At 41.8% G+C, this 22809-nt stretch carries 22 protein-coding genes; 17 read left to right on the top strand and 5 right to left on the bottom strand.

Annotation, left to right across the window (positions count from 1 at the left end; translation table 11 throughout):
- Nucleotides 1-17 precede the first annotated feature (17 nt).
- The 4 genes from AB5213_RS11160 to AB5213_RS11145 all read left to right on the top strand — a co-directional run bounded on the left by AB5213_RS11160 (nt 18) and on the right by AB5213_RS11145 (nt 3194).
- Nucleotides 18-1706: a S8 family peptidase gene (locus AB5213_RS11160; RefSeq protein WP_022220856.1), complete on the top strand. Its 1689-nt coding sequence runs from the start codon at nt 18-20 to the stop codon at nt 1704-1706.
- Between the two features lie 32 nt (nt 1707-1738).
- Nucleotides 1739-2026 (top strand): hypothetical protein, encoded by a 288-nt coding sequence (locus tag AB5213_RS11155; protein WP_022220857.1) that lies wholly within the window; start codon nt 1739-1741, stop codon nt 2024-2026.
- Between the two features lie 2 nt (nt 2027-2028).
- Entirely contained in the window at nt 2029-2496 is a 468-nt protein-coding gene (locus AB5213_RS11150) for a signal peptidase II (protein ID WP_070098925.1), read from the top strand.
- Nucleotides 2497-2699: 203 nt separating this feature from the next.
- Nucleotides 2700-3194, top strand: a complete 495-nt coding sequence (locus AB5213_RS11145) for a DUF2798 domain-containing protein (protein ID WP_055297531.1) — start codon at nt 2700-2702, stop codon at nt 3192-3194.
- Between the two features lie 258 nt (nt 3195-3452).
- Here the strand turns inward: AB5213_RS11145 and AB5213_RS11140 are convergent, their stop codons facing one another.
- The gene (locus AB5213_RS11140) at nt 3453-4817 is read right to left on the bottom strand and encodes an MATE family efflux transporter (RefSeq protein WP_055297532.1); all 1365 of its coding nucleotides are present in this window, start codon (nt 4815-4817) and stop codon (nt 3453-3455) included.
- Nucleotides 4818-4819: 2 nt separating this feature from the next.
- Nucleotides 4820-5263: a MarR family winged helix-turn-helix transcriptional regulator gene (locus AB5213_RS11135; protein WP_055249128.1), complete on the bottom strand. Its 444-nt coding sequence runs from the start codon at nt 5261-5263 to the stop codon at nt 4820-4822.
- 237 nt (nt 5264-5500) lie between these two features.
- On the opposite strand from AB5213_RS11135, the gene AB5213_RS11130 reads away from it, so the two are divergent.
- Nucleotides 5501-7051, top strand: a complete 1551-nt coding sequence (locus tag AB5213_RS11130) for an L-glutamate gamma-semialdehyde dehydrogenase (RefSeq protein WP_368276691.1) — start codon at nt 5501-5503, stop codon at nt 7049-7051.
- Nucleotides 7052-7256: 205 nt separating this feature from the next.
- Here the strand turns inward: AB5213_RS11130 and AB5213_RS11125 are convergent, their stop codons facing one another.
- A complete protein-coding gene (locus AB5213_RS11125) occupies nt 7257-8120 on the bottom strand; it encodes a YitT family protein (protein WP_022220861.1) in 864 nt (287 codons plus the stop codon).
- 242 nt (nt 8121-8362) lie between these two features.
- On the opposite strand from AB5213_RS11125, the gene AB5213_RS11120 reads away from it, so the two are divergent.
- Nucleotides 8363-9298 carry a D-2-hydroxyacid dehydrogenase gene (locus tag AB5213_RS11120; protein WP_055158404.1) on the top strand — a complete coding sequence of 312 codons (936 nt, stop codon included), beginning with the start codon at nt 8363-8365 and terminating at the stop codon, nt 9296-9298.
- Between the two features lie 104 nt (nt 9299-9402).
- On the opposite strand, the gene pepT is transcribed toward AB5213_RS11120, so the two are convergent.
- Nucleotides 9403-10623, bottom strand: a complete 1221-nt coding sequence (pepT, locus tag AB5213_RS11115) for a peptidase T (RefSeq protein WP_368276690.1) — start codon at nt 10621-10623, stop codon at nt 9403-9405.
- A gap of 65 nt (nt 10624-10688) precedes the next feature.
- Between pepT and AB5213_RS11110 the strand changes: the two genes are divergently transcribed.
- The 8 genes from AB5213_RS11110 (at nt 10689) to feoB (ending at nt 18891) form a co-directional block, all read left to right on the top strand.
- Nucleotides 10689-11276 carry a hypothetical protein gene (locus AB5213_RS11110; RefSeq protein WP_195479354.1) on the top strand — a complete coding sequence of 196 codons (588 nt, stop codon included), beginning with the start codon at nt 10689-10691 and terminating at the stop codon, nt 11274-11276.
- A gap of 328 nt (nt 11277-11604) precedes the next feature.
- On the top strand, nt 11605-12189 hold the full coding sequence (locus AB5213_RS11105) for a 50S ribosomal protein L25 (protein WP_008374273.1): 585 nt from the start codon (nt 11605-11607) through the stop codon (nt 12187-12189).
- A gap of 283 nt (nt 12190-12472) precedes the next feature.
- Nucleotides 12473-12631: a hypothetical protein gene (locus AB5213_RS11100; RefSeq protein WP_008374277.1), complete on the top strand. Its 159-nt coding sequence runs from the start codon at nt 12473-12475 to the stop codon at nt 12629-12631.
- Nucleotides 12628-13968, top strand: coding sequence for a TrkH family potassium uptake protein (locus AB5213_RS11095; RefSeq protein ID WP_055158398.1), 1341 nt, complete (start codon nt 12628-12630; stop codon nt 13966-13968). Before AB5213_RS11100 ends, AB5213_RS11095 begins: the two co-directional genes overlap by 4 nt.
- A 16-nt stretch (nt 13969-13984) precedes the next feature.
- A complete protein-coding gene (locus tag AB5213_RS11090) occupies nt 13985-14638 on the top strand; it encodes a TrkA family potassium uptake protein (protein WP_055158396.1) in 654 nt (217 codons plus the stop codon).
- A 20-nt stretch (nt 14639-14658) separates the two neighbouring features.
- A complete protein-coding gene (locus tag AB5213_RS11085) occupies nt 14659-15726 on the top strand; it encodes a DUF4118 domain-containing protein (RefSeq protein ID WP_242856267.1) in 1068 nt (355 codons plus the stop codon).
- On the top strand, nt 15716-16417 hold the full coding sequence (locus AB5213_RS11080; RefSeq protein WP_055158392.1) for a response regulator: 702 nt from the start codon (nt 15716-15718) through the stop codon (nt 16415-16417). Before AB5213_RS11085 ends, AB5213_RS11080 begins: the two co-directional genes overlap by 11 nt.
- Nucleotides 16418-16545: 128 nt before the next feature.
- On the top strand, nt 16546-18891 hold the full coding sequence (gene feoB / locus AB5213_RS11075) for a ferrous iron transport protein B (protein ID WP_055249142.1): 2346 nt from the start codon (nt 16546-16548) through the stop codon (nt 18889-18891).
- A 43-nt stretch (nt 18892-18934) separates the two neighbouring features.
- On the opposite strand, the gene AB5213_RS11070 is transcribed toward feoB, so the two are convergent.
- The gene (locus AB5213_RS11070) at nt 18935-19834 is read right to left on the bottom strand and encodes a LysR family transcriptional regulator (RefSeq protein WP_008374293.1); all 900 of its coding nucleotides are present in this window, start codon (nt 19832-19834) and stop codon (nt 18935-18937) included.
- 270 nt (nt 19835-20104) lie between these two features.
- Here AB5213_RS11070 and AB5213_RS11065 point away from each other — a divergent pair, with 270 nt between their 5' ends.
- The 3 genes from AB5213_RS11065 (at nt 20105) to AB5213_RS11055 (ending at nt 22803) form a co-directional block, all read left to right on the top strand.
- Nucleotides 20105-21226: a 5-methyltetrahydropteroyltriglutamate--homocysteine S-methyltransferase gene (locus tag AB5213_RS11065; RefSeq protein WP_173685687.1), complete on the top strand. Its 1122-nt coding sequence runs from the start codon at nt 20105-20107 to the stop codon at nt 21224-21226.
- Between the two features lie 90 nt (nt 21227-21316).
- Complete coding sequence (locus tag AB5213_RS11060; protein ID WP_022220868.1) at nt 21317-21841, top strand: nitroreductase; 525 nt, start codon at nt 21317-21319, stop codon at nt 21839-21841.
- Between the two features lie 11 nt (nt 21842-21852).
- A complete protein-coding gene (locus AB5213_RS11055) occupies nt 21853-22803 on the top strand; it encodes a radical SAM protein (RefSeq protein WP_368276689.1) in 951 nt (316 codons plus the stop codon).
- Nucleotides 22804-22809: the final 6 nt, after the last annotated feature.

Genomic DNA, 22809 nt, shown 5'->3' with positions numbered 1-22809 from the left:
GTATATGAGGGATTTTTATGCTACAGGAAGAATGTAAAGAAAAGATCCTGTCAGAAGAATACAGGGATTTTATGATGAGGGATACCGGTGCTCTTGGGAAAAACTTTCCTTTGGAAAACGGATGCCGGATACCGTTGAAATACGGTTTTGAGCTTTTTTATATTGACCAGAGTGAAGACAGAAAAAAGTCACTTGCCGATTATCCTTATACAATGGTTCCGAAGTGTTATACAACACTGGATATGGCAGCAATCCAGCAGGCGGGAATTGCTGCGGTTCAGAATATACCTGGTCTGGAACTGAGTGGTGAAGGAGTTCTGGTTGGGATCATTGATACTGGGATCAACTATCTGGATCCCATTTTCCGGAATCTGGATGGTTCGACCAGGATCCAGCGAATCTGGGATCAGGAAGAACAAAGTGGAACAGCGCCACGGGAAATCGGATATGGAAGTGAATATACGAAGGAACAAATCAATCAGGCAATCCTAAGTGAGAATCCCAAGGAAACCGTTCCGTCATTTGATACGGACGGACATGGCACTTTTGTTGCAAGTGTGGCATGCGGAGGAGCAAATCCGGAGAATCTGTTTATCGGGGCAGCACCGGAGGCAGAGATGGTGATCGTGAAGCTGAAAGAGGCAAAAGAATATTTACGGGAGTACTATTTTGTAGACCGGGATGCCGGATGCTATCAGGAAAATGATTTGGTAGCGGCGGTTTTTTATCTGCAGAAGGTACAAGAAGAGCTGAAAAGACCATTGGTGATCTGTCTGGCAGTTGGAACAAGCTTTGGAGGACATGGAGGATATTCAATCCTGTCAGAGTATCTGCAAAATGTAGCGGCGAGCGAAGGAATCGGGATTGTGACCGGAAGTGGCAACGAGGCAGATAAAAGGCATCATTATCTGGGAATTCTGGAACAGGAAAATAATCTGCCGGTCGAGATTAATGTAGGGAATAATACCAGAGGTTTTGTGATGGAACTATGGACAGAACTTCCGAATCTTCTGGCTCTTTCTATCGCATCTCCAACAGGACAGACAGTAGGACCGATCTCGCTCAAACGGGGAATAGGAGAGTATGTGTTTGTATTCGAGCAGACCAGGGTAATATTTAATTACCGGGTTCTGGTAGAGACGACCGGGGCGCAGCTGGCATTTTTTCAGTTTGAAAGACCGGGAAGCGGAATCTGGAAGATTATACCGGAAACACTGGAGCTGGGGAATGGAATCTTTCATATCTGGCTTCCAATGGAAGAGTTTCTGACGGGAAATGTCTATTTTATCCGTGCAAATCCGGAATATACGGTGATGGAACCAGGGGATACCGGGGCGGTGGTCTGTGCAGCGTACTATAATGGAAAGGAAAATAGCATTGCAGTCAGTTCGGGAAGAGGTTATACTAGAGATAACAGAATCAAACCGGATTTTGCTGCGCCGGGGATCAATGTGACAGGGATCAATTTAAGGGGGCAGTTTGTTGCAAGATCTGGTTCCAGTATAGCAGTTGGGATCACTTCCGGAGCACTGGCACTTTTTATGGAGTGGCTGGATAGGCATGGAGTGAATCTGGATGCATCACAGATGAAGAATCTGCTGATATTGGGAGCTTCACGGAAGACAGACATGAATTATCCGAACCAGGAATGGGGATATGGAGCATTGAACCTTTACCGTACTTTTGAGCAGATCAGGCGGTTCTGAAAAATACGCAGATACGAAAGGGGAAAAAGTAAATGAGTGATTTTTTTGATACAATAGGAAAGCGGATTTCAGATACCGTGGATGATCTTGGAAAGAAGGCAGGAGATACGATCGATATCCAGAAAAAGAAAAATGAGATCTATGGTCTGAAGCGAGACAGCGAGCGGGATATGACAGAGATCGGACGATTGGTATATGAGCGTTTCAAACAGGGGGAAGTGGTAGATACCGATTTTATCGCACTCTGCGAAGCAATCGAAAAGCGTGAAGAACAGACAGAGGTATGCGAGCAGGAAATCGCGCGCATCAAAGGAGAATAATTATGGAAATCCTGAGCATTTTAACCGGAGCTTTTGTTGCCGGGTGCGATCTTGGAATTAAAAAATATACTGAAGAAAATGTAAGAGACGGGGAAGAACGCCGGATTTGGAAGGGAAAAGGAATCTACCGCAAAGTCCACAACAAAGGTCTGATGATGAATCATTTGGATTCCAGACCAAAGCTGGTAAAAGGCATGTCGGCGGCAGCACTTGGAATCCTGTTTTTCTGGGATCAGCTTCTTTGGAAAGAACCGGGACGCAAACTGGCAAAGCTTGGAACATCGCTGATGCTGGGCGGAGCAGTAGGTAATACTTATGACCGTTTTAAAAGAGGTTATGTGGTCGATTATCTGTCTCTGAAAACAAAGAACAAGAAACTCTCGGATATCACTTTTAATCTCTCGGATCTGGCTCTTTTTGCAGGAGCGGTCCTGACGGTATGGAGTTCTTTATTTGGAAAAAAGAGATAAAAATGATTCAATGTATCTGAAAAAATACTTGACTATTTTTAAAGAGTTGAGGTATTATAAACCTTGCTGATATGGCGTTGTCTGGTATATGCCATATAGAAAAAAGAATAGAATCTCGGTTATATTGGAAACGATACATTCCTCCGGAATGATGAACGAACAACACATTTTCTGTTACGCTTATTATGAAGGAGGATATTTTTATGCCAAAAAACAAATTTCAAGACGTTATTTTCACAATTATCATGGTGTTCGTGATGGTTTATACCATGATCTGTTACAACATTGCTCTCAACGTAGGAGGAATGAATAACCAGGTATTTTTAAATGCATTCCACGAGCTGGTCATTATGGGACCAATTGCATTCATCCTTGATTTTTTCCTGATCGGACCATTTGCAAAGAAAAAAGCATTTTCCATTGTTAATCTGGAAAGAGATAATAACTTTCACCTGGTGATCGCCATTTCCGTAGAATCCATCATCGGAATGTGTCCACTTATGAGCCTCGCAGCAACCCTGCTCTTCAAGAATGCGGGAATCCAGTTCATATCCGTCTGGTTCCAGACCACTGCAATCAACTTCCCAATGGCATTCTTCTGGCAGCTCTGCTTCGCCGGTCCACTGGTAAGAAAGATTTTCGCATTATTATTCCCAGAAAAAGAAACATCCAAAATTGCCGATGGTCAGGAAGCCTAATTGAGGTAAAGTGTAAATCCATTTGAAAATATAAAACAATGATTTACGGCTTCAGTTCAAAATCCTGTCAAAGAAGTAAAACTCAGTCAATAACGTAAATAAAAAATAATCCCTGGTAGATGCGTCTTTGCACGATGGAAACGAGACTTAATCAATTGTGGAAGCCATTGCTGACACAATTGATGCTTTGAAAGGCTCGTTGGAATGGTTCGTGCAACTTAGCAGCTGCCAGGGATTATTTTTTATGCCCTCTTGCGACTACCCCTCAAGTTCTTTCAACACTTTCCTAAACTGAAACGTAAACAAAACCGTCGTGAAGGATACAGCCAGGAAGTCTGCAATCGGTTCAGCCATATACACTGCATTGGTCTTGTTCCCGGTCAGAATATGCGGCAGCAGATAGATCAGTGGCAGCAACAGGATAAATTTACGTGTAACAGCGACAGCAATCGAAGCCTTTGCTTTTCCGAATGATGTAAATGCCATCTGGCATGCGATCTGGATTCCGAAAAGCAGCAGGCAGGCACAGTAAATCCGGAGTGCTGATTTAGTAAAACTAAGCAGTGCAGAATCGGAAGTAAACATTTCGGCAAACACCTGAGGGAAGAGCATAATAAATGCCCACAGAATTGTGGAATAACAGAGGCTTGCTGTTAAAAGAAGCCTGAAAGCTTTTTTTACACGATCTCTGTTTTTTGCACCGTAATTATAGCTCAGGACTGGTTGGGCACCCTGTCCCAGACCCTGCAGTGGCAGCATTGCGAACTGCATGACACTGGTGAGGATTGTCATGGCACCAACTGCGATATCTCCTCCGTATTTCAGCAGAGAAGAGTTGAAACATACAGAGATGATACTCTCACTAGCCTGCATGATAAATGTGGCAAGCCCGAGAGCGACACAAGGAAGAATAATCTCCGGTTTCAGGATGAGATTCTTTTTCCGGATGTGCAGGATCGTCTTTTTTCCGCAAAGGAAAGAAAGAACCCAGATGCAGGAGACTGCCTGTGACAGAATTGTGGCAAGCGCAGCACCTCTGACACCCAGATGGAATGCAAAGATAAACAGCGGATCCAGAACAATGTTCATCACTGCTCCGATCAGAACAGAGAGCATACCTGTTTTGGCAAAACCCTGTGTGGTGATAAACATATTCATGCCAAGGGTAAGCTGGACGAAAATAGTGCCGACAGCGTAAATGTTCATATAATTTACAGCGTATTCAATCGTATTTTCACTGGCACCGAAGGCAAGAAGAAAAGTACGGTTACCAAACAGCAGGATGACTGTCAGGATTATAGAAATCAGAATCTGCAGGAAAAAGCAGTTACCCAGAATATGTTCTGCAGTATTAAGATCATTTTTTCCCATTGCAATCGAAGCATGCGGTGCACCACCGCCTCCAACCAGTGCGGCAAAAGCGGAAATGATCATAATCAGTGGCATACATACGCCGACTCCGGTAAGGGCAAGTGCCCCATTACCAGGAATGTGTCCGATGTAAATACGGTCAATAATGTTGTACAGCATATTGATGAGCTGTGCGGTGATCGTCGGAAGTGCCAGCCGGAACATCAGCTTTCCGACGGGTTCAGTACCCAGAAAATCTTTGTCTTTGTTCATGTCTAATAATCTCCTTTGTGATAAATAGTTGCTACGTTGGATGCCAGACGTTCATTCAGCGAGGCGAACATCTGGAATTCTTCTAATGAAAATCCGTCAAACAGATTGTGGTAAAAAGCAGACTGGAACGTGTCGATTGCTCCGGTAACATTTTCGCATGATGGCAGCAGGGAAAGATGCGTTTTCCTGCGATCCGTCTGGTCTGCTGTTTTTGAAAGAAGTCCCTTCTGACATAAAAGATCAACTGCCTGGGATACATTCCCTTTCGAGAGCATCCGTAGCTCGACGATATCACCTGCGGTATCTTTTGTGGGGTTATTATGTAAGAAAGCAATGATCTTAGCCTCGATCAGCGAGAGATCATACTGGCGGCATAATTCTTTCAACATCTGTTCATGCATTTTCCCAATTCGCTGCATTAATACAAGTAGGTCTGTAATGTTCATCTATACACCTCCGTTTTTTTTATAAAAATGTTCTAAAAAGAACAATTTAGATAATATCTTATATCCATTGAGATAAAATGTCAATAGAACGAAAATATGCAAGTTATTTGTTAAAATATAAACGGTATAATTGTATACGAAAATACATTTTTTTACTTTAACATATTGACGTGGAGAAAATTTGCTGTTACAATAATAAACAATTTATAGACCATAGTTCAAGGAGGACATAAGTACATGCTTACAGGATTTAAAAACGCAGTAGAAGTTGATTTCACATTGGAAGAAAATAAAAAGAAAATAGAAGAAGCATTCAAACAGGCTCATGCAGAAGCAGGTGCTGTTTACCCGCTGATCATCGGTGGAAAAAAAGTTGAGACAGAAAAGAAGATCGCTTCTGTATCACCGGCTACAAAGGAAGTACTCGGATATGCATGCTCATGCAGCAAAGAACAGGCTGATGAGGCAATCAAGGCATCTTACGAAGCATTCAAAAAATGGAGCCTGACATCTGTAGAAGAAAGAGTACGTGTATTAAGAAGACTTGCAGCACTTCTGATCGAGAACCGTTTCATCATGGATGCATGGAACGTCCTTGAAAGTGGAAAGAACTGGGGAGAAGCTGACGGAGAACTTTGCGAACAGCTTGACTTTATCAATTCTTATGTAATGCATATCCAGAATCTGGAAAAAGGAAAAGAGCTGGTTCCTACAGATGAACTTACAAAATGCGTTTACATCCCGCTCGGTGTAGGTATGGCTGTTTCTCCATGGAACTTCCCGCTCTCACTGTTTGGTGGAATGATCGTATCTGCAGTTGTTACCGGTAACACGATCTGCTGCAAACCATCTTCAGACGCTCCGATCGTTGCATACAAATTCGTAGAACTCTGCCAGAAAGCCGGTATTCCGGCTGACGTAGTAAGTTACATTCCTGGATCAGGATCAGAGATTGGTGACTTCATCGTAGAACATCCGCTTACAAGATTTGTAAACTTCACAGGATCAAAAGCAGTTGGATGCAGAATCAATGAACATGCAGCCAAGATCGCTGACGGACAGAGATGGATCAAACGTGTTGTGGCTGAGATGGGTGGAAAGAATGCAATTATCGTAGATTCAACAGCAGACATCAAGAAAGCAGCAAATGGAGTTGCAAGCTCTGCATTTACATTCCAGGGACAGAAATGCTCTGCATGCTCAAGAGCAATTGTTCTGGCAGATGTATATGATGAGTTTGTAGATGAAGTTGTAAAATGCGCAGCAGAACTGAAGGCGAACCAGGGATCGGGCGAAAGCAATGCAGCGATGGGACCGGTTATCAACCAGGGCGCTTATAACAGCATTACCAATTACATCGAGATCGGACGTAAAGAAGGAAATGTTGTATTCGGTGGTACATACAGTGACGCAGAAGGATATTATATTGATCCTACTGTAATCCGCGATATCAAGAGAGATGCAAGAATTGCCAATGAAGAAATCTTTGGACCAGTCCTTGCTGTTATCAAAGTAGATTCTTTTGATGAAGCACTTGATGTAGCAAACCAGACAGAATATGGTCTGACAGGATCTGTATACAGTGAGACACGTGAAAATATCCAGAGAGCAAAAGTAGAATTCCAGGTAGGTAACTTATACTTTAACAGAAAATCTACAGCAGCAGTTGTACTTCAGCATCCATTTGGTGGATTTAACATGTCCGGAACAGATGCGAAGACTGGTACAGCAGATTATCTGACAAACTTCATGAACCTTAAATCAATCACAGAAGATCTGAATTCATAGGAAGAGCCGGACTTAAAAAGGACAGGGAATCAGAGTGTGTATAAAAGCGAAGTATTGGCTTGGCAGATTATAGAAAAACCGGAGGCTTGTGTAAAAAGACACATGAGCCTCCGGTTTTTATTATCAGAAATTCTATTTTTGATGCAAAGTGTCCAACAAGTGATACGGATGATTTGCTTAGCTGTCTGAAAAAGCTGACCGCAATTTACTCATCTTTAAATCCTTCACCCACTACATCATTCGATTCCATGATTACAAGGAAGGACTTTGGATCAATCGTTTTGATCAGCTTGCGGATTCCGTACATCTGCTTATTGTTGCAGGCGCACATTATGATGTGCTTATCATCTTTGGAATAACTTCCCATACCATTTAAAATTGTAGAGCCGCGTCCGAGAACCTCATCGATTTTAAAGCAGATTTCAGTGCTGTGCTCGGGATCGGTTACGATCAGGGCAAGCTTTCCTTCATCAATTCCGTACATAACTTTATCCATAACAAGAGAGAGCAGATAGCTGACGATCAGACCGTAGATCAGACTGTCCACGTCACGGGATACAATTACGGTTCCGAGGATCACAATTACTGCATCCAGTGCAAATGCAATATTTCCAAGGGAAAGGTGAGGGTTCAGTGCTTTGATCGACATCATGATAAAGTCAGAGCCGCCGGTTGAAGAATCACGCATATAGATCATTGCATAACCAAGTCCGGAAAGGACACCGCAGCAGATGGCAGAAAGAAGTCTGTCACCCTGATAAACCGGGAACAGCGGTGCGATCACGTCCATGATTATGGAAGTAATAATGATCGTCCGGACTGAATTCAGGAAAAATCTGCGTCCCAGAAGCCGAAAACAACAGATGGCGATCGGGATGTTAAGGATCAAGGCAACAGTACCGATCGGCAGTCCAAACAACTGGTAAAAGATCAGGGCGATTCCGTTTACCCCTACCATCGGAAATTTTGCGGCGGCAGCAAAATTATAGACACCGACAGCGATCAGGATTCCTCCGATAATGTCAGTTGCGATATCTTTTGTAAGTTCCAAAGCTTTGTTCTGATTCATGATAATAACCTCCTTGATGTTGATGGAATGTGATTTATAAAAAGCAAAGGCTTGCCAGAAAGACCAAAAAAAACACCTGCTAATTATATCTGGATATAATCGCAAATGCTCTTCATTTCTTTAGTATACGCGCCATAGGATAAGGATGTCAACGGTTGTTTAGGTTGTATTCGTAAAATAAATTTGTTATGATAATGAACAGAAAAAGTTGCAAATTACAGTGATAAAGTGAGGAACAGATTATGAAAATAGTTTTTTTGGATGTAAAAACAATTGGAGAAGATATTGATCTTTCTGGATTTGACAGGTTAGGTGAAGTCGTAAAATACGATTTTTCTACATCAGAAGAAGTACCGGAAAGAGTTCAGGATGCAGATGTGATTATTTTAAATAAAGTACAGGTCAATGAACAGACGATTGGAAAAGCAGAGAATTTAAAGCTGGTATGTGTGACGGCAACGGGGACCAACAATTTGGATAAAGAATATCTGGAAAAAAGAGGAGTTGCATGGAGAAATGTAGCTGGCTATTCGACAGAAACGGTGGCACAGCACACTTTTGCAATGCTTCTCTATCTGCTGGAAAAGATACGTTATTACGATGATTATGTAAAAGAAGAGCGTTATATCAATGATACAATATTTACGCATTTTGCAGAGCATTTTACGGAGATCAGTGGCAAAACGTGGGGGATCATAGGTCTGGGAACAATTGGACGGAGAGTTGCGGATATCGCAAAAGCATTTGGAGCACAGATTATTTATTACTCTGCATCAGGGCGTTCGGCGCAGGAAGGTTACGAACAGGTAGATCTGGATACATTGCTTGCAAAATCTGACATTATATCCATTCATGCACCGTTAAATGAACATACAGAGGGCTTAATGGATAAAGCAGCATTTGCAAAAATGAAAAAAACCTGTATTTTCCTGAATCTCGGACGTGGTCCGATCGTAATCGAGCAGGATCTGTATGAGGCACTGGAAAATGACGAGATAGCTGCAGCCGGACTTGACGTACTTTGTCAGGAGCCGATGAGTGAGACGAATCCGCTGCGAAAAATAAAAGACAGCAAAAAACTGCTGATTACACCACATGTAGCATGGGCGAGTGTAGAAGCAAGGACAAAGCTGATGGGGATAATACTGGGACAGATAAAAGAATATTTTCAAATTTAAGAAACCGGAGTTGTCGCATAGATTTTAGTGATATGCGTCAACTCCGGTTTTGCTTAAAATATTTGTTTACTTGTTAAATCGGATTAAAGACGAAAGACAACCCTTTACATCTCCGCGTATAATTTCACAAGCTCAACTGCGATATCCACAGCCTTGTCCATTCCTTCTGCCGTGATGTGTTCATATGGTCCATGGAATGCATGTCCCCCTGTTCCAAGGTTCGGGCAAGGAAGTCCCATAAAGCTGAGCTGGCATCCGTCTGTGCCGCCACGGATCGGAAGCACAAGCGGTGCAACACCCACATTTTCACAGGCTTTCTTTGCATTCTCAATCAGATGCATGCATCCGGCAATAATCTCAGCCATATTCTGGTACTGGTCAGTAATCATAAGTTTCACAGTGCCTTCTCCCCATTTTTCATTGAGATTTTTTTCGATATGGCGAAGAGTTTCTTTTCTGGCTTCAAACAGATTCTTGTCGTGATCCCTTACAATGTAATGAAGCTTTGCTTGTGCCACATCTCCACTCATACCGGTCAAATGGTAGAATCCTTCATAATCCTCCGTTTCACGCGGGATTTCAAGTCCTGGAAGCATGTTATTGATTTCAGCGGCAACCAGACACGCATTGATCATCGTATCCTTGCTGGAACCCGGATGCACAGCAAAGCCGGTAATTTCAAAATCTGCCTTGCATGCATTGAAGTTTTCATACTGAATTTCTCCTTCGGTATCGCCATCCAGAGTGTAGGCAAACTGTGCACCAAATTTTTCCACATTAAAATGATCAGTTCCACCACCGACTTCTTCATCTGGTGTAAAAGCGATTGAGATCGGTCCATGAGGAATATTTTCTTTGATCAGTGCTTCGGCCATGGTCATGATCTCGGCAACTCCGGCTTTATCATCGGCACCAAGAACAGTTGTACCGTCTGTTGTGATCAGGGTGCGTCCGGCAAGAGATGGAAGATGCGGGAAATCTTTTACGGTAAGGGTACGTCCACTTGTGCCAAGCGGCAGATCACCGCCATCGTAGTTCTTGTGTACGACCGGGATGATGTCATGGTCACAGTAATCGGAAACGGTATCCATGTGTGCGATAAATCCGATAGATGGTTTATTCTCATATCCCGGTGTGGCAGGAATCTTTCCATATACATAGCAGAATTCATCCAGACTTACGTCAGAAATCCCGAGGGCAGTCATCTCATCTGCCAGAATACGTGCCAGGTCGAACTGACACTGGGAAGAAGGAGAAGTCGTACTGTGTTCATCACTTGGAGTACGGATTACTACATAATTTAAAAGTCGTTCATATGCTCTCATAATCAAACCTCTTTTCATTAACATTTCTTATCCGAGTATAGCATTTTGCAGGTGGAAATGCAATTGTGGCAGCAGGTTCTTTTTTGGGTGTGGCATTGCATAAAGGAACTTCTTTTCCGGTTGGAAAGGTAGATTTTATGGATCTTTATCCATTGACATTTCAGGAATTTTTGTGCGCATTAGGAGAGGAACGCTTCGTAAATATTCTTCAGGGAACGGATACCGATATGGTGACAACATTCAAATCTAAATATATAGACCGATTACGCGAATATTATTATGTAGGTGACATGCCGGAAGTAGTACAGACGTATGTAGAAACGAAGGATTTTAATCAGGTCAGAGAGATACAGAAGAACCTGTTGAATTATTATCAACAGGATTTTTCAAAACACGCCGAGACTTCATTGGTTCCAAGACTGAATCTTGTATGGAATTCGATTCCGATGCAGCTGGCGAAGGAAAATAAAAAATATATCTATGGACAGGTGAGAAAAGGATCAAGGGCAAAAGATTTTGAACTGGCAATACAATGGCTTTTAGGCTGTGGACTGATTCATAAGGTACAAAGAGCAGGGAAGAACTTCGATTATTCCGTTGGAAGTGAAAGCGGAGGAAAATTTGAGGGCAAAAAGCCTGAAAGCGTTCTGTGAAAAATATAAGCCTAAATATGCCGTAAGAACGTCAATGTCAGATTACCGGGAACAGGAATGGATGACAAATATTCCTTTGTATAATATCGACAGGATCAAAGAATATCTGGAACAATAAAAAGCTGAAAATATGAAAAATTATGGAAATCTATAAGGACTGAAAAATAAAAAATTGCACAAAACAAATAAAAAAGTTTGAAAAACAGCAAAAATATTGATCAAAAAAGATGTGATTTTGGTTAATCTTGATAATCCATGAGTGCTATAATACAGCTGTAACAAGGAAATAGGTACTTTACCAGAAGTCAGTGATTGGAGGAAAAGATAAATGAATACTTTAAAAGCTGAAAAAAGAAACATGCAGACAAAAGCCAAAAAACTCAGAAGAGAAGGTTATGTAACCGGCAATGTATTCGGACGTGAGATTGAAGGCTCCATTCCGGTACAGATGACACAGAAAGAAGCGGAAAAGTTCCTGAAAGCTAATGGCAAAGGAAGCCAGATCATGTTGGATTTGGACGGAGAGCAGATGGATGTGCTGGTAAAAGAAGTCGATTATGATTCTATGGGTTCAAAAGTACTTGAAATAGATTTTCAGGCACTGGTAAGTGGAGAAATGGTACATTCTGTAGCAGAAGTTGTGATCCACAATCAGTCAAAGGTTGTCACAGGTGTTGTGGAGGAACTGCTTGATGAAATTGAATACAAAGCACTTCCATCTGCACTTGTTGAAAAAGTAATTGTTGATGTTGGAGATTTGAAGGTTGGAGAAACCATTAAAGTCAAAGACCTTGACATCGCAAAGGATAAAGATGTCAAACTGATCACAGATCCGGAAGCAGATGTAGCAGGTGTGGCTGCCGTTCATAATGATGTTCCGGAAACAGATGAGGAAGAAGCAGCAGTTGAATAAAAAGATTTTGTAAAAAAGGCGGACGCTTTGCAGAAAGAACTGCAAAGTGCCCGTTTTTTGCTTCATAGAAAATCCCGAAGGAACTTCCTATGAAACAAAAGGCACTGCGTGCCGGAGATGCACATTCTTTCTATTTAATGAAATTCCTAATCCCATTTTTCAGCAGGAAATCATAACGGAATATTTACATAAAATCAGGAATCTTTATACAATCTTTATACTAAAAATACTATCATTGATTTACAAAACAGGAGAGGAAAAACAGTGAGAGGAAGGAAAGGTTATGTTCGAGATTGAGAGTATTATTTTATTTACAGGGATCCTGAGCTTTCTGCTGATCGCCGGATTGCATCTGATGCGTGAACTCGACATTTTTCTGAAGAAGGATAAAAAAGAGAGAGAGGAAGAAAGATATAGAGGAGAAAGGAAACGAAACAAATGACAGTAATATATAAAAAGATGACACAGACACAGATGATTGTTGTCGGGTATTTGTTGTTGATCCTTTTGGGAAGTATTCTCTTAATGCTTCCGGTTTCATCAAGGGATGGAAATATGACATCTTTTGCAGATGCATTATTTACCTCGACATCCGCATCCTGTGTGACTGGGCTGGTTGTACAGGATACATATCTGCACTGGTCTTTTTTTGGACAGCTTATCATTTTGATCCTGATCCAGATCGGCGGTATGGGATTTATGACAATTGGTGTCTGTGTGGCGATTCTGTTAAGAAGAAAGATAGGGCTTAAAGTCCGTGGAATTTTGCAGGAGAGTATCAATAGTATTCAAATTGGTGGAATTGTAAAGCTTACGAAGAAGATTATAAAAGGAACACTTTTTTTTGAAAGCATTGGAGCTGTATTGCTGATGATCCGGTTTATTCCGGAATTCGGAATAGGAAGAGGAATCTGGTACGGGATCTTTCATTCTATATCAGCCTTTTGCAACGCCGGGTTTGACCTTATGGGAGAAAATGGTGCCTATCAGTCACTGATCAGATATTCGGATGACTGGCTGGTAAATACAGTGATCATGCTGCTGATTATAATCGGTGGAATCGGTTTTTTGGTGTGGGATGATCTGTCTGTGAAAAAATTTCAATGGAAAAAATATCATCTGCATACAAAGATTGTATTATCAACAACAGGTTTTCTGATTATAGGAGGAGCAGTTTTATTCCTGATACTGGAAAAAAATAATGTACTGGCAGGGATGCCTGTGAAAGAACAGATACTCTGTTCTTTATTTCACTCGGTGACAGCCAGAACGGCAGGATTTAATACAACCGATACAGGAGCGTTGACGGAAGGCAGTAAACTTGTTACTATGATTCTGATGTTCATAGGAGGAAGCCCGGGATCTACAGCAGGTGGAATTAAGACGACAACCGTAGTGGTTCTTATTGTATTTGTGCGTGCAAATCTGATGGAAGCAGCCGGTTGTAATGTATTTAACAGAAGACTGGATGAAACTGCGATCAGAAAGGCCAGTGTTGTAATGTGTACGAATTTGTTCCTTATACTAACAGGAACGATCTTCATGGAAATTATGCAGCCGTTTTCTTTGGCGGATGTGATGTTTGAAGTCTTTTCTGCAATGGGAACAGTGGGAATGTCTGCGGGAATCACAAGAGATGTATGCATGGCATCAAGAATGATGCTGGTATTTCTGATGTTTTGCGGAAGAATAGGAAGTCTGACATTTGCGCTTTCATTGAAAGGGCACAGACATGAAGCACCGATCCGGAAACCGGTAGAAGAAATTACGATAGGATAGAATAAGGAGTAGAAAAATGAAATCAGTATTGATTATTGGACTTGGAAGATTTGGCCATCATCTGTGTATGGATATGGCAAATCGGGGAAATGAGGTAATGGTCATCGATAAAGATGAAAAAAAGACACCGGATTTGTTGGAATACGCAACAGCAGTACGGGTAGGGGACTGTACAAATGAAGAAGTATTAAGAAGTCTTGGAGTAGGAAATTTCGATCTTTGCTTTGTGTGCATCGGATCAAATTTCCAGAGCAGTCTGGAGATAACAAGCCTGGTAAAAGAGCTTGGAGCCAAACATGTTGTCAGTAAGGCAAACAGGGATATCCATGCAAAATTCTTATTGAGAAATGGAGCGGATGAAGTTTTTTATCCGGATCGGGATATTGCAGAGCGACTGGCTGTAAAATACAGTGCAAATCATGTTTTTGACTATTTTGAACTCAGTAAGGATTATTCGATTTTTGAAATCCAGCCGAAGGCTGCATGGATCGGGCGGACGATAGAAGAAGCGGATATAAGGGCAAACTATCATATAACTGTATTTGGAATAAAGAAAAATACAGAGCTGGTGGTCCTTCCGAGAGCGGATTATGTGATGCATGAGAAGGATCATCTGCTTGTAGTAGGTCTTACAAAGGATATTGACCGTCTGCTTGCAAGTATAAAATGATGAATGATGGGGGAAAGAAAATGACAAAAAAGAGAGTAAAATATATGGTGCAGTCGATTGCGATCATGGCGGTTGCAACATTTTTGTCTTTTTTTCTCCAGAGTTATGGAATTCGAAAAGAAAATATTCTGATGATCTATATTGTGGGTGTACTGGTCATAACAGTTACAACTACCGGTTATCTGTATGGAATGATGGCTTCTGTATGCAGTGTGTTGCTGTTTAATTATTTTTTTACAGTGCCGGTGCATACATTTGCGATGACGGATCAGAATGATGTGGTACGTCTGGTATTTTTCCTTATCACAGGATTCATTTCTGCAAGTATTATGGTACGATTTCATAATCAGGTGCGTATTGCAGAGGAAACAAGGGCACAGATGGAAAGAGAAAAGCTGAAAAGCAATATGCTGAGAAGTATATCCCATGATTTCAGGACACCTTTGACCGGAATTATGGGAGCTGCAGGACTCTTAAAAGAGGCGGATGAGTTGGATGCCAGAGTCAGAAAGGAACTGGCAGGAGAGATACAGGAGCAGTCTGTATGGCTGATGCGCCTGATGGAAAATATTTTGAATATGACAAAGCTGGAAAGTGAAGAATTTGAGATCCGGAAAAACCAGGAAGTAGTGGATGATCTGATCTATGAAGCCGTATCACATATCATAGGACTCCGGGAAAAGAGGAGGTTTGAAATTAAACTTCCGTCGGAGCTGATTGTTGTAAATGTAGATGGAAAACTGATGGTCCAGGTGCTGGTCAATCTTCTGGATAATGCGATGAAGCATACAGGGGAAAATGGATGGATCTGTATAGAAGCCAGATATGATGCAGGGAAAGTGTGGATCAGTGTAGAAGATGACGGAGACGGGATTCAGGAAGATCTGAAAGAAAATATTTTTGACGAATTTGTTACAAGGTCAGACGAAAAAGGGGACAGACAAAGAGGAATCGGACTGGGATTGGCTATATGTAAAGCGGTAGTAAATGCACATGGTGGAAATATTTGTGCAGAGAACAGAAAAGAAGGCGGAGCAAGGTTCATGTTCTGGTTGGAGGCAAGGCAGGTAAGTACAGATGGCAGATAAGCATAAAATTTTAATTGTGGAAGACGATAAATATATTATTAACTTTATCTCGATGAGTCTTAAGAAAGAAGACTATGATTATGTGATTGCGAAGACATGTGGAGAAGCAAATGCACTGTTCTATGCAAACAGACCAGATATGATCATTCTGGATCTTGGACTTCCGGATGGTGACGGGATTGAGATTATAAAAAATGTAAGAGAAATCTCGAAGATACCGATCATTGTGGTCAGTGCAAGACAGGAAGAGGAAGAAAAAATACAGGCACTGGATCTGGGGGCAGATGATTATGTGACAAAACCGTTTTATATGGGCGAACTGCTTGCCAGAATCCGTGTGGCGCTCAGAAAGAGTAACCAGATCCCGGAAGAGAAGAAAGAAAAAATCTTTCAGTGTGATTATCTGAAAGTGGACTGGGAAAAACATCAGGTATCGATAGATGGGAAAGAAGTTCATCTGACTCCGATGGAATATAAAATTTTGAAACTATTGATCGACAACAGGGGAAAGGTACTGACACATAATTATATTCTCAGCCAGATCTGGGGCAGTGCACAGGGAGTAGAAGCAGCCAACCTGAGGGTATTTATGGCAGCACTGCGAAGGAAGATAGAAAAGGATCCCGGAAATTGCAGATTTATTCTGACAGAAATCGGAGTAGGGTACCGGTTTAGAGAGGCTACGGAGTAAAACAATTTGCAGACGATGAAATTAGTTAGAAAAAACGAATGTTATTCTTGAATGACTACCTACAGGACTGATATGATAATGATATAAATTATCAATAAATGGTTTTGCCAAAGGAGACAGATAGAGGAATGACATTAAAAGAATTACAAGTCGGAAAGACAGCTACGATTCTTTCCGTAGGAGGAAATGGTGCACTCAGGCAGCATTTTCTGGATATGGGATTGATCCAGGGAACAGAAGTAACGATTGTAAAGTATGCGCCGATGGGGGATCCGGTTGAGATCAGAATCCATGGTTATGAACTTACGATCCGTCTGGAGGATGCCGGACAGATTGAAATTACGCCGGCCCATGAGCCGCATTATAAGAAGAAGGAAGGCAGACAACCGTTAGGAGATGCACAGCATCCGGGGTATGGAGAAGCAGGCATTTTTCATGAGAAGAAAACAGAGCATCCGTTACCGGAGAATACGACACTTACGTTTGCATTGGTTGGAAATCAGAATTGTGGAAAAACAACGCTGTTCAACCAGCTGACCGGATCGAATCAGCATGTGGGAAATTTCCCAGGTGTTACGGTTGACAGAAAAGACGGTGTGATCAAGGAACATCCCAATACCCGTATTACCGATCTTCCGGGAATTTATTCTATGTCTCCGTATAGCAGTGAGGAAATTGTTACAAGAGAATTTCTGCTTCAGGATAAACCGAAAGGAATCATCAATATTGTAGATGCAACCAATATTGAACGGAATATGTATCTGACGATGCAGCTTATGGAACTTGAGATCCCAATGGTTGTTGCGCTGAATATGATGGATGAGATGCGTGTGAACGGTGGCTCTGTGCGTGTGAATGAGCTGGAAGCATTTCTCGGAGTACCGGTTGTACCAATCTCGGCAGCAAAGGGAGAAGGAATTGCGGAACTGGTAGAACATGCACTGCATGTCGCAAAATATCAGGAAGCACCGGAGGAAGTGGATTTCTGCTCTGCTGAAGGTCAGGAAAGTGCGGTTCACAGATGCATTCATGCGATCATGCATCTGATTGAAGATCATGCAAAGGAAGCAGGGATCCCGGTCAGATTTGCAGCAAGCAAACTGGCAGAGAATGATGAGCTTGTCCTGGAAAAATTAAAGCTGAGCCAGAATGAAAAGGAACTTCTGGAACATATCAATCTGCAGATGGAAGAAGAATGCAAGGTAGACCGTTCATCGGCAGTAGCGGGAATGCGTTTTAACTATATCCAGCGTGCCTGTGAAGATACGGTCTTAAAGCCACATGAGAGCAGGGAGCGGGTGCGAAGCAGGAAGATTGATCAGGTTCTGACAGGAAAATATACCGGGATTCCGGCATTTATTGCAATTATGGGACTGGTATTCTGGCTTACATTTAATGTGATCGGAGCATTTTTGCAGGATCTTCTGCAACAGGGAATTGACCAGGTGATTGTAGCCTGCAGTCAGGCGCTGGATGCGGCAGGAGTCAATGGCGTATTAAAGTCACTGATTGTAGATGGAATCTTTCAGGGGGTTGGAAGCGTGCTGAGTTTCTTGCCGATTATTGTTACACTGTTCTTTTTCCTTTCGATGCTGGAGGACAGTGGATATATGGCAAGGGTTGCGTTTATTATGGATAAACTTTTGCGAAAGATTGGTCTTTCCGGAAGAAGTATTGTACCGATGCTGATCGGATTTGGATGTACAGTACCGGGAGTTATGGCGAGCCGGACACTTTCTTCAGAGCGTGATCGTAAAATGACGATTATGCTGACTCCGTTTATGAGTTGTTCAGCAAAACTTCCGATCTATGCATTCTTTACAGCGGCGTTTTTCCCGGGGAAGGGTGCAATTGTAATGATTGGTCTCTATTTCTTTGGAATCCTGATGGGAATCCTTACTGCACTTGCAATGAAAGGGACGATGTTCAAAGGAGAACCTGTTCCGTTTGTTATGGAGCTTCCGAATTATCGTATGCCGGGAGCAAAAAATGTTGGTCAGCTTCTCTGGGAAAAAGCAAAGGACTTCCTGCAGAGAGCATTTACCGTTATTTTTGGTGCAACGATCGTGATCTGGTTCCTGCAGAGCTTTGATCTGCATCTGAATATGGTGACAGATTCACAGGCAAGTATCCTTGCAACGGTAGCAGGTATGATCGCACCTGTATTCATTCCACTTGGATTCGGTGATTGGAGAATATCAACGGCACTGATTTCCGGATTTATGGCAAAAGAGAGTGTCGTCTCCACTCTTTCGATTTTGTTTGGGTCAACAGCAGCACTGACAGCGGTGATAAATACAGCCGGTGCAGCAGCACTTTTGATTTTCTGTCTTTTGTATACACCGTGTGTGGCAGCGATTGCTTCTATTAAAAGAGAACTTGGTGGTAAATGGGCGATCGGTGTTGTGATCTTTCAGTGCGTGATTGCATGGGTTGCTGCATTTATTGTGCATGGAATTGTATGTTTGTTTTAAAACAAAAACTTCTGGAAACAGGAAAACTGCTTCCAGAAGTTTTTTATTGCAGATATTTTTTCAAGGCATCCAGATAAGTTGTCCCTAATCTGCTTAACATCCTTTTTTTATGTGTAATATACCCAATCCGCATATCACTTTCGTCAGCAAGAGGAACGGCAATGATATCTTTTCCATTCAACTTTTTGTCAATTACACCACTGCATACTGTGTAGCCATTTAGCCCGATCAGAAGATTAAATAAGGTGGCACGATCCCGTACACGGATATTTTTTTTGCGTTCAGATACAGAAAAGATTTCTTCTGAAAAATAAAAGGAATTGTGTTCACCCTGTTCAAAGGAAAGATATGGATAATCGTCCAGTTCTTCATTGGTGATTATTTTGTGATCGGCGAGAGGGTGACGTCTGCTGATAAATACATGTGGTTTTGCAACAAACAGCTGATGAAAAATAAGCCCGTTGGATTTTAAAATTTTTTCCAGAACCGTTTCATTAAAATTATTTAAGAAAAGAATTCCAATCTCGCTGCGCATTTTTGCTACATCTTCGATGATTTCGTATGTCTGGGTTTCGCGGAGACTGAAATCATATTCATCCTGTCCGTAGGTTTTGATCAGATCGACAAAGGCATTGACAGCGAAAGAATAGTGTTGCGTGGATACACAGAATTTCTTTTTCCCGCCAGAAGTTCCTTTGTATTTATCTTCGAGAATAGCGGCCTGTTCCAGCACCTGTCTGGCGTATCCTAAGAAATCTTCGCCTTCTTTTGAAAGGATGATCCCTTTATTAGTCCGGAGAAAAATGGTAATCTTCATTTCTTTTTCCAGTTCACGGATTGCGTTTGTCAGGCTTGGCTGGGAAATATAAAGACGATTTGCGGCTTCGGTAATTGTTCCTGTTTCAGCAACAGTTACGACATATTTTAATTGTTGAAGAGTCATATTTTTCACTTTCTATAAAGAATATTGTTTTTGGGTTTGAGATATCAGAAAAGTATCTGGAAAATGTATCTTAGCGGAAAATACTTCTGGTCAGATATCCTGGTAATATTGTAGCATGGAAGCAGGGAGCGTGAAACATTTTTTTGATATTGCTATAGTTTTAAACTATGGCAAACTGCATTTTTTTTGTATTTTTCAGATGCAGAATACTCTGCTATACTTTCAAACATAAAAGACAGACAGTACGAAAGAGAAAAGGAGAGTTATATTATGAGTAAAAATACACCATTTCGTTATGATTATGTAGGAAGTTTTTTAAGACCGGAAACACTGAAAAGAGCAAGAAGAGATTTTGAAGAAGGAAAGATTTCAAAAGAAGAACTGACAAAGGTTGAGGATGATGCAATTCTTGATCTGGTAGAGAAGCAGAAAAAAGCCGGATATCATGTGATCACAGACGGCGAGTTCAGAAGAGCAACCTGGCATCTTGATTTTATGTGGGGATTTAACGGGGTAGGACATGAGCCGACTAAGACCGGACTTCCGTTCCACGGTGAAGCTGCAATGATCGATGATACTTATTTGACTGGAAAAATTTCCGTAGATCAGCATCCATTTGTAGAACATTTTAAATTTGTAAAGGCACTGGAAGATGAAAATACAGTAGCAAAGCAGACGATTCCGGCACCGGCACAGTTCCTGGAACAGTTTATTATGCCAATGTCCCTTCCAAATACCAATCAGTATTATCCGGATGTGGAAGAACTGGCAGAAGATATCGCAAATGGATATAAGAAAGTTATTCGTGACCTGTATGATGCGGGCTGTAGAAACATTCAGTTGGATGACTGTTCATGGGGAATGTGTGTAGATCCACATGCTACAGCAATTTTCGGAACCGATGAAGCCGGACTTCAGAAAATCATGGAACAGCTTCTTGCTATCAATAACCGTGCAATTGAGGGAGCGCCGGAGGATCTGGTGATCAACACTCATGTATGCCGTGGAAATTTCCATTCTACTTATGCAAGCAGTGGTGCATATGACCGTGTGGCAGAAGCTTTATTCGCCCGTGAAAATGTAAGTGCATATTATCTGGAATTTGATGATGCACGTTCTGGTGGATTTGAGCCGTTGAAGAGTGTAAGTGGTGATAAAAAAGTGGTTCTCGGTCTGATCACAACCAAGTCACCAAAGCTGGAAGATAAAGAAGACGTAATTAAGAGAATCCATGAAGCAGCGAAATATGTCCCGCTCGACAGACTGTATTTGAGTCCACAGTGTGGATTTGCTTCCTGTGAAATCGGAAATAAACTGACAGAAGAAGAACAGTGGAAGAAGCTTGCACTGGTAAAAGAAATCGCGGAAGAAGTCTGGGGCGAAGAAAAATAAGCCCGATATAAAAATTTAATAAATAAGATACATACAGCTCCTTTCAAATCGTGCTACAATAGAAGCAGATTTGAAAGGAGCTGAAAATTTATGAATGAAGTAATCAAAAATATGGAAGAACGCAGAAGTGTCCGTGGATACAAACCGGATATGATCAGAAAAGAGGATCTGGATACGATCATTGAGGCCGGAACTTATGCGGCAACGGGAATGGGAATGCAGTCACCGATCATCGTGGCAGTGACGGATAAAGCAACAAGAGATCAGCTTTCAGCAATGAATGCAAAAATTATGGGAACCGATACAGATCCGTTTTATGGGGCACCGGTAGTTCTTATTGTACTTGCAGATAAGGCAAGACCGACATATCTTTATGATGGAAGTCTTGTGATGGGAAATCTGATGAATGCAGCGCATTCGCTTGGAATCGGAAGCTGCTGGATCCACCGGGCAAAAGAAGAATTTGAATCCGAGGAAGGAAAGGCTCTTCTGAAAAAATGGGGAATCGAAGGAGACTATGAAGGAATCGGTCATTGCGTACTTGGATATGCGGCAGCAGAACTTCCTGCAGCAAAACCAAGAAAAGAAAATTATGTCTATTATGTAGAAGCATAGGAGTGTGACATATGGATTACGAAGGACAGATTTGCCGGGCCCCGATGGAAAGAAGCTCTTTCATGCTTCCGGTTATGGTTGGATGCTCATATAATCAGTGTAAATTCTGTAATTTATTCCGGCATCTGAAGTATCGGGAACTTCCGATGGAACAGATTGAAGCGGAACTAAAGAGAGTGCGGGAACTGCATGGGAAGCCGAAGAAGATCTTTCTGGGGGATGGTAATGCATTTGGTCTGAAGACAGAAAAATTGTATGAGATTCTGGATCTGATCGCATATTACTTCCCAGAATGTGAAGGGATTAATATGGATGCGACTGTTACGAGTATTTTACATAAAAGCCAGGAAGAGCTGGAAATGCTTGCTAGAAAAAAGGTAAAGCATCTGTATCTTGGAATCGAGAGCGGACTGGATGATGTGCTGAAATTTATGAAAAAAGATCATGATCTGGCACAGGCATATCAGGCAATCGACAGGCTTCATGAAGCAGGACTGATCTATGATGCACATATTATGACCGGAGTCGCAGGAAAAGGAAGAGGAATGGAAAATGCAGAAGCACTGGCGCAGTTCCTGAACAGGACCAATCCGGTGCATGTAGTGAATTTTTCCATGTTTCTGCATAAAGAAGTTCCGTTGTATCAAGATATACGGCAAGGTACTTTTGTTCCGGCAGATGAGCTGGAAACAATTCGGGAAGAATATCATCTGATCGAGAGGATTGTACCGGAAAAAGCAGGAGCAAATATTTTATATGATGGTTTTCATGATTTTATTCATGTGAGAGTCAGAGGACATCTTCCGGGGGATAAAGAAAAAATGCTTGCCAAATTAAATGGTATCATTCAGGAATATGAAGGAAAAGAACCGGTTTATTCCTTTGTACAGGGGGAATGCCCGGATCTGGAATACTGTGATGATGGTAAGGCAGTATGGGATATGGACCGGAAGACTTCATAGAATCCG

The organism is Coprococcus sp. RTP21204st1_G4_RTP21204_210225, from assembly GCF_040915385.1.
Classification (GTDB): Bacteria; Bacillota; Clostridia; order Lachnospirales; family Lachnospiraceae; genus Allocoprococcus; species Allocoprococcus comes.
Note: the sequence above shows the minus strand (reverse complement) of the source record. Positions and strands in the feature narration are given on the sequence as shown.

Excerpts from the sequence above, each read along its gene's own strand:
- pepT (WP_368276690.1), bottom strand. The coding sequence starts at position 10,623 with ATGAGAGCATATGAACGACTTTTAAATTATGTAGTAATCCGTACTCCA.
- AB5213_RS11135 (WP_055249128.1), bottom strand. The coding sequence starts at position 5,263 with ATGAACATTACAGACCTACTTGTATTAATGCAGCGAATTGGGAAAATG.
- AB5213_RS11125 (WP_022220861.1), bottom strand. The coding sequence starts at position 8,120 with ATGAATCAGAACAAAGCTTTGGAACTTACAAAAGATATCGCAACTGAC.
- AB5213_RS11105 (WP_008374273.1), top strand. The coding sequence starts at position 11,605 with ATGAATACTTTAAAAGCTGAAAAAAGAAACATGCAGACAAAAGCCAAA.
- AB5213_RS11070 (WP_008374293.1), bottom strand. The coding sequence starts at position 19,834 with ATGACTCTTCAACAATTAAAATATGTCGTAACTGTTGCTGAAACAGGA.
- AB5213_RS11145 (WP_055297531.1), top strand. The coding sequence starts at position 2,700 with ATGCCAAAAAACAAATTTCAAGACGTTATTTTCACAATTATCATGGTG.
- AB5213_RS11100 (WP_008374277.1), top strand. The coding sequence starts at position 12,473 with ATGTTCGAGATTGAGAGTATTATTTTATTTACAGGGATCCTGAGCTTT.
- AB5213_RS11080 (WP_055158392.1), top strand. The coding sequence starts at position 15,716 with ATGGCAGATAAGCATAAAATTTTAATTGTGGAAGACGATAAATATATT.
- AB5213_RS11095 (WP_055158398.1), top strand. The coding sequence starts at position 12,628 with ATGACAGTAATATATAAAAAGATGACACAGACACAGATGATTGTTGTC.
- feoB (WP_055249142.1), top strand. The coding sequence starts at position 16,546 with ATGACATTAAAAGAATTACAAGTCGGAAAGACAGCTACGATTCTTTCC.
- AB5213_RS11160 (WP_022220856.1), top strand. The coding sequence starts at position 18 with ATGCTACAGGAAGAATGTAAAGAAAAGATCCTGTCAGAAGAATACAGG.
- AB5213_RS11085 (WP_242856267.1), top strand. The coding sequence starts at position 14,659 with ATGACAAAAAAGAGAGTAAAATATATGGTGCAGTCGATTGCGATCATG.
- AB5213_RS11065 (WP_173685687.1), top strand. The coding sequence starts at position 20,105 with ATGAGTAAAAATACACCATTTCGTTATGATTATGTAGGAAGTTTTTTA.
- AB5213_RS11055 (WP_368276689.1), top strand. The coding sequence starts at position 21,853 with ATGGATTACGAAGGACAGATTTGCCGGGCCCCGATGGAAAGAAGCTCT.
- AB5213_RS11120 (WP_055158404.1), top strand. The coding sequence starts at position 8,363 with ATGAAAATAGTTTTTTTGGATGTAAAAACAATTGGAGAAGATATTGAT.
- AB5213_RS11090 (WP_055158396.1), top strand. The coding sequence starts at position 13,985 with ATGAAATCAGTATTGATTATTGGACTTGGAAGATTTGGCCATCATCTG.
- AB5213_RS11155 (WP_022220857.1), top strand. The coding sequence starts at position 1,739 with ATGAGTGATTTTTTTGATACAATAGGAAAGCGGATTTCAGATACCGTG.
- AB5213_RS11140 (WP_055297532.1), bottom strand. The coding sequence starts at position 4,817 with ATGAACAAAGACAAAGATTTTCTGGGTACTGAACCCGTCGGAAAGCTG.
- AB5213_RS11130 (WP_368276691.1), top strand. The coding sequence starts at position 5,501 with ATGCTTACAGGATTTAAAAACGCAGTAGAAGTTGATTTCACATTGGAA.
- AB5213_RS11060 (WP_022220868.1), top strand. The coding sequence starts at position 21,317 with ATGAATGAAGTAATCAAAAATATGGAAGAACGCAGAAGTGTCCGTGGA.
- AB5213_RS11150 (WP_070098925.1), top strand. The coding sequence starts at position 2,029 with ATGGAAATCCTGAGCATTTTAACCGGAGCTTTTGTTGCCGGGTGCGAT.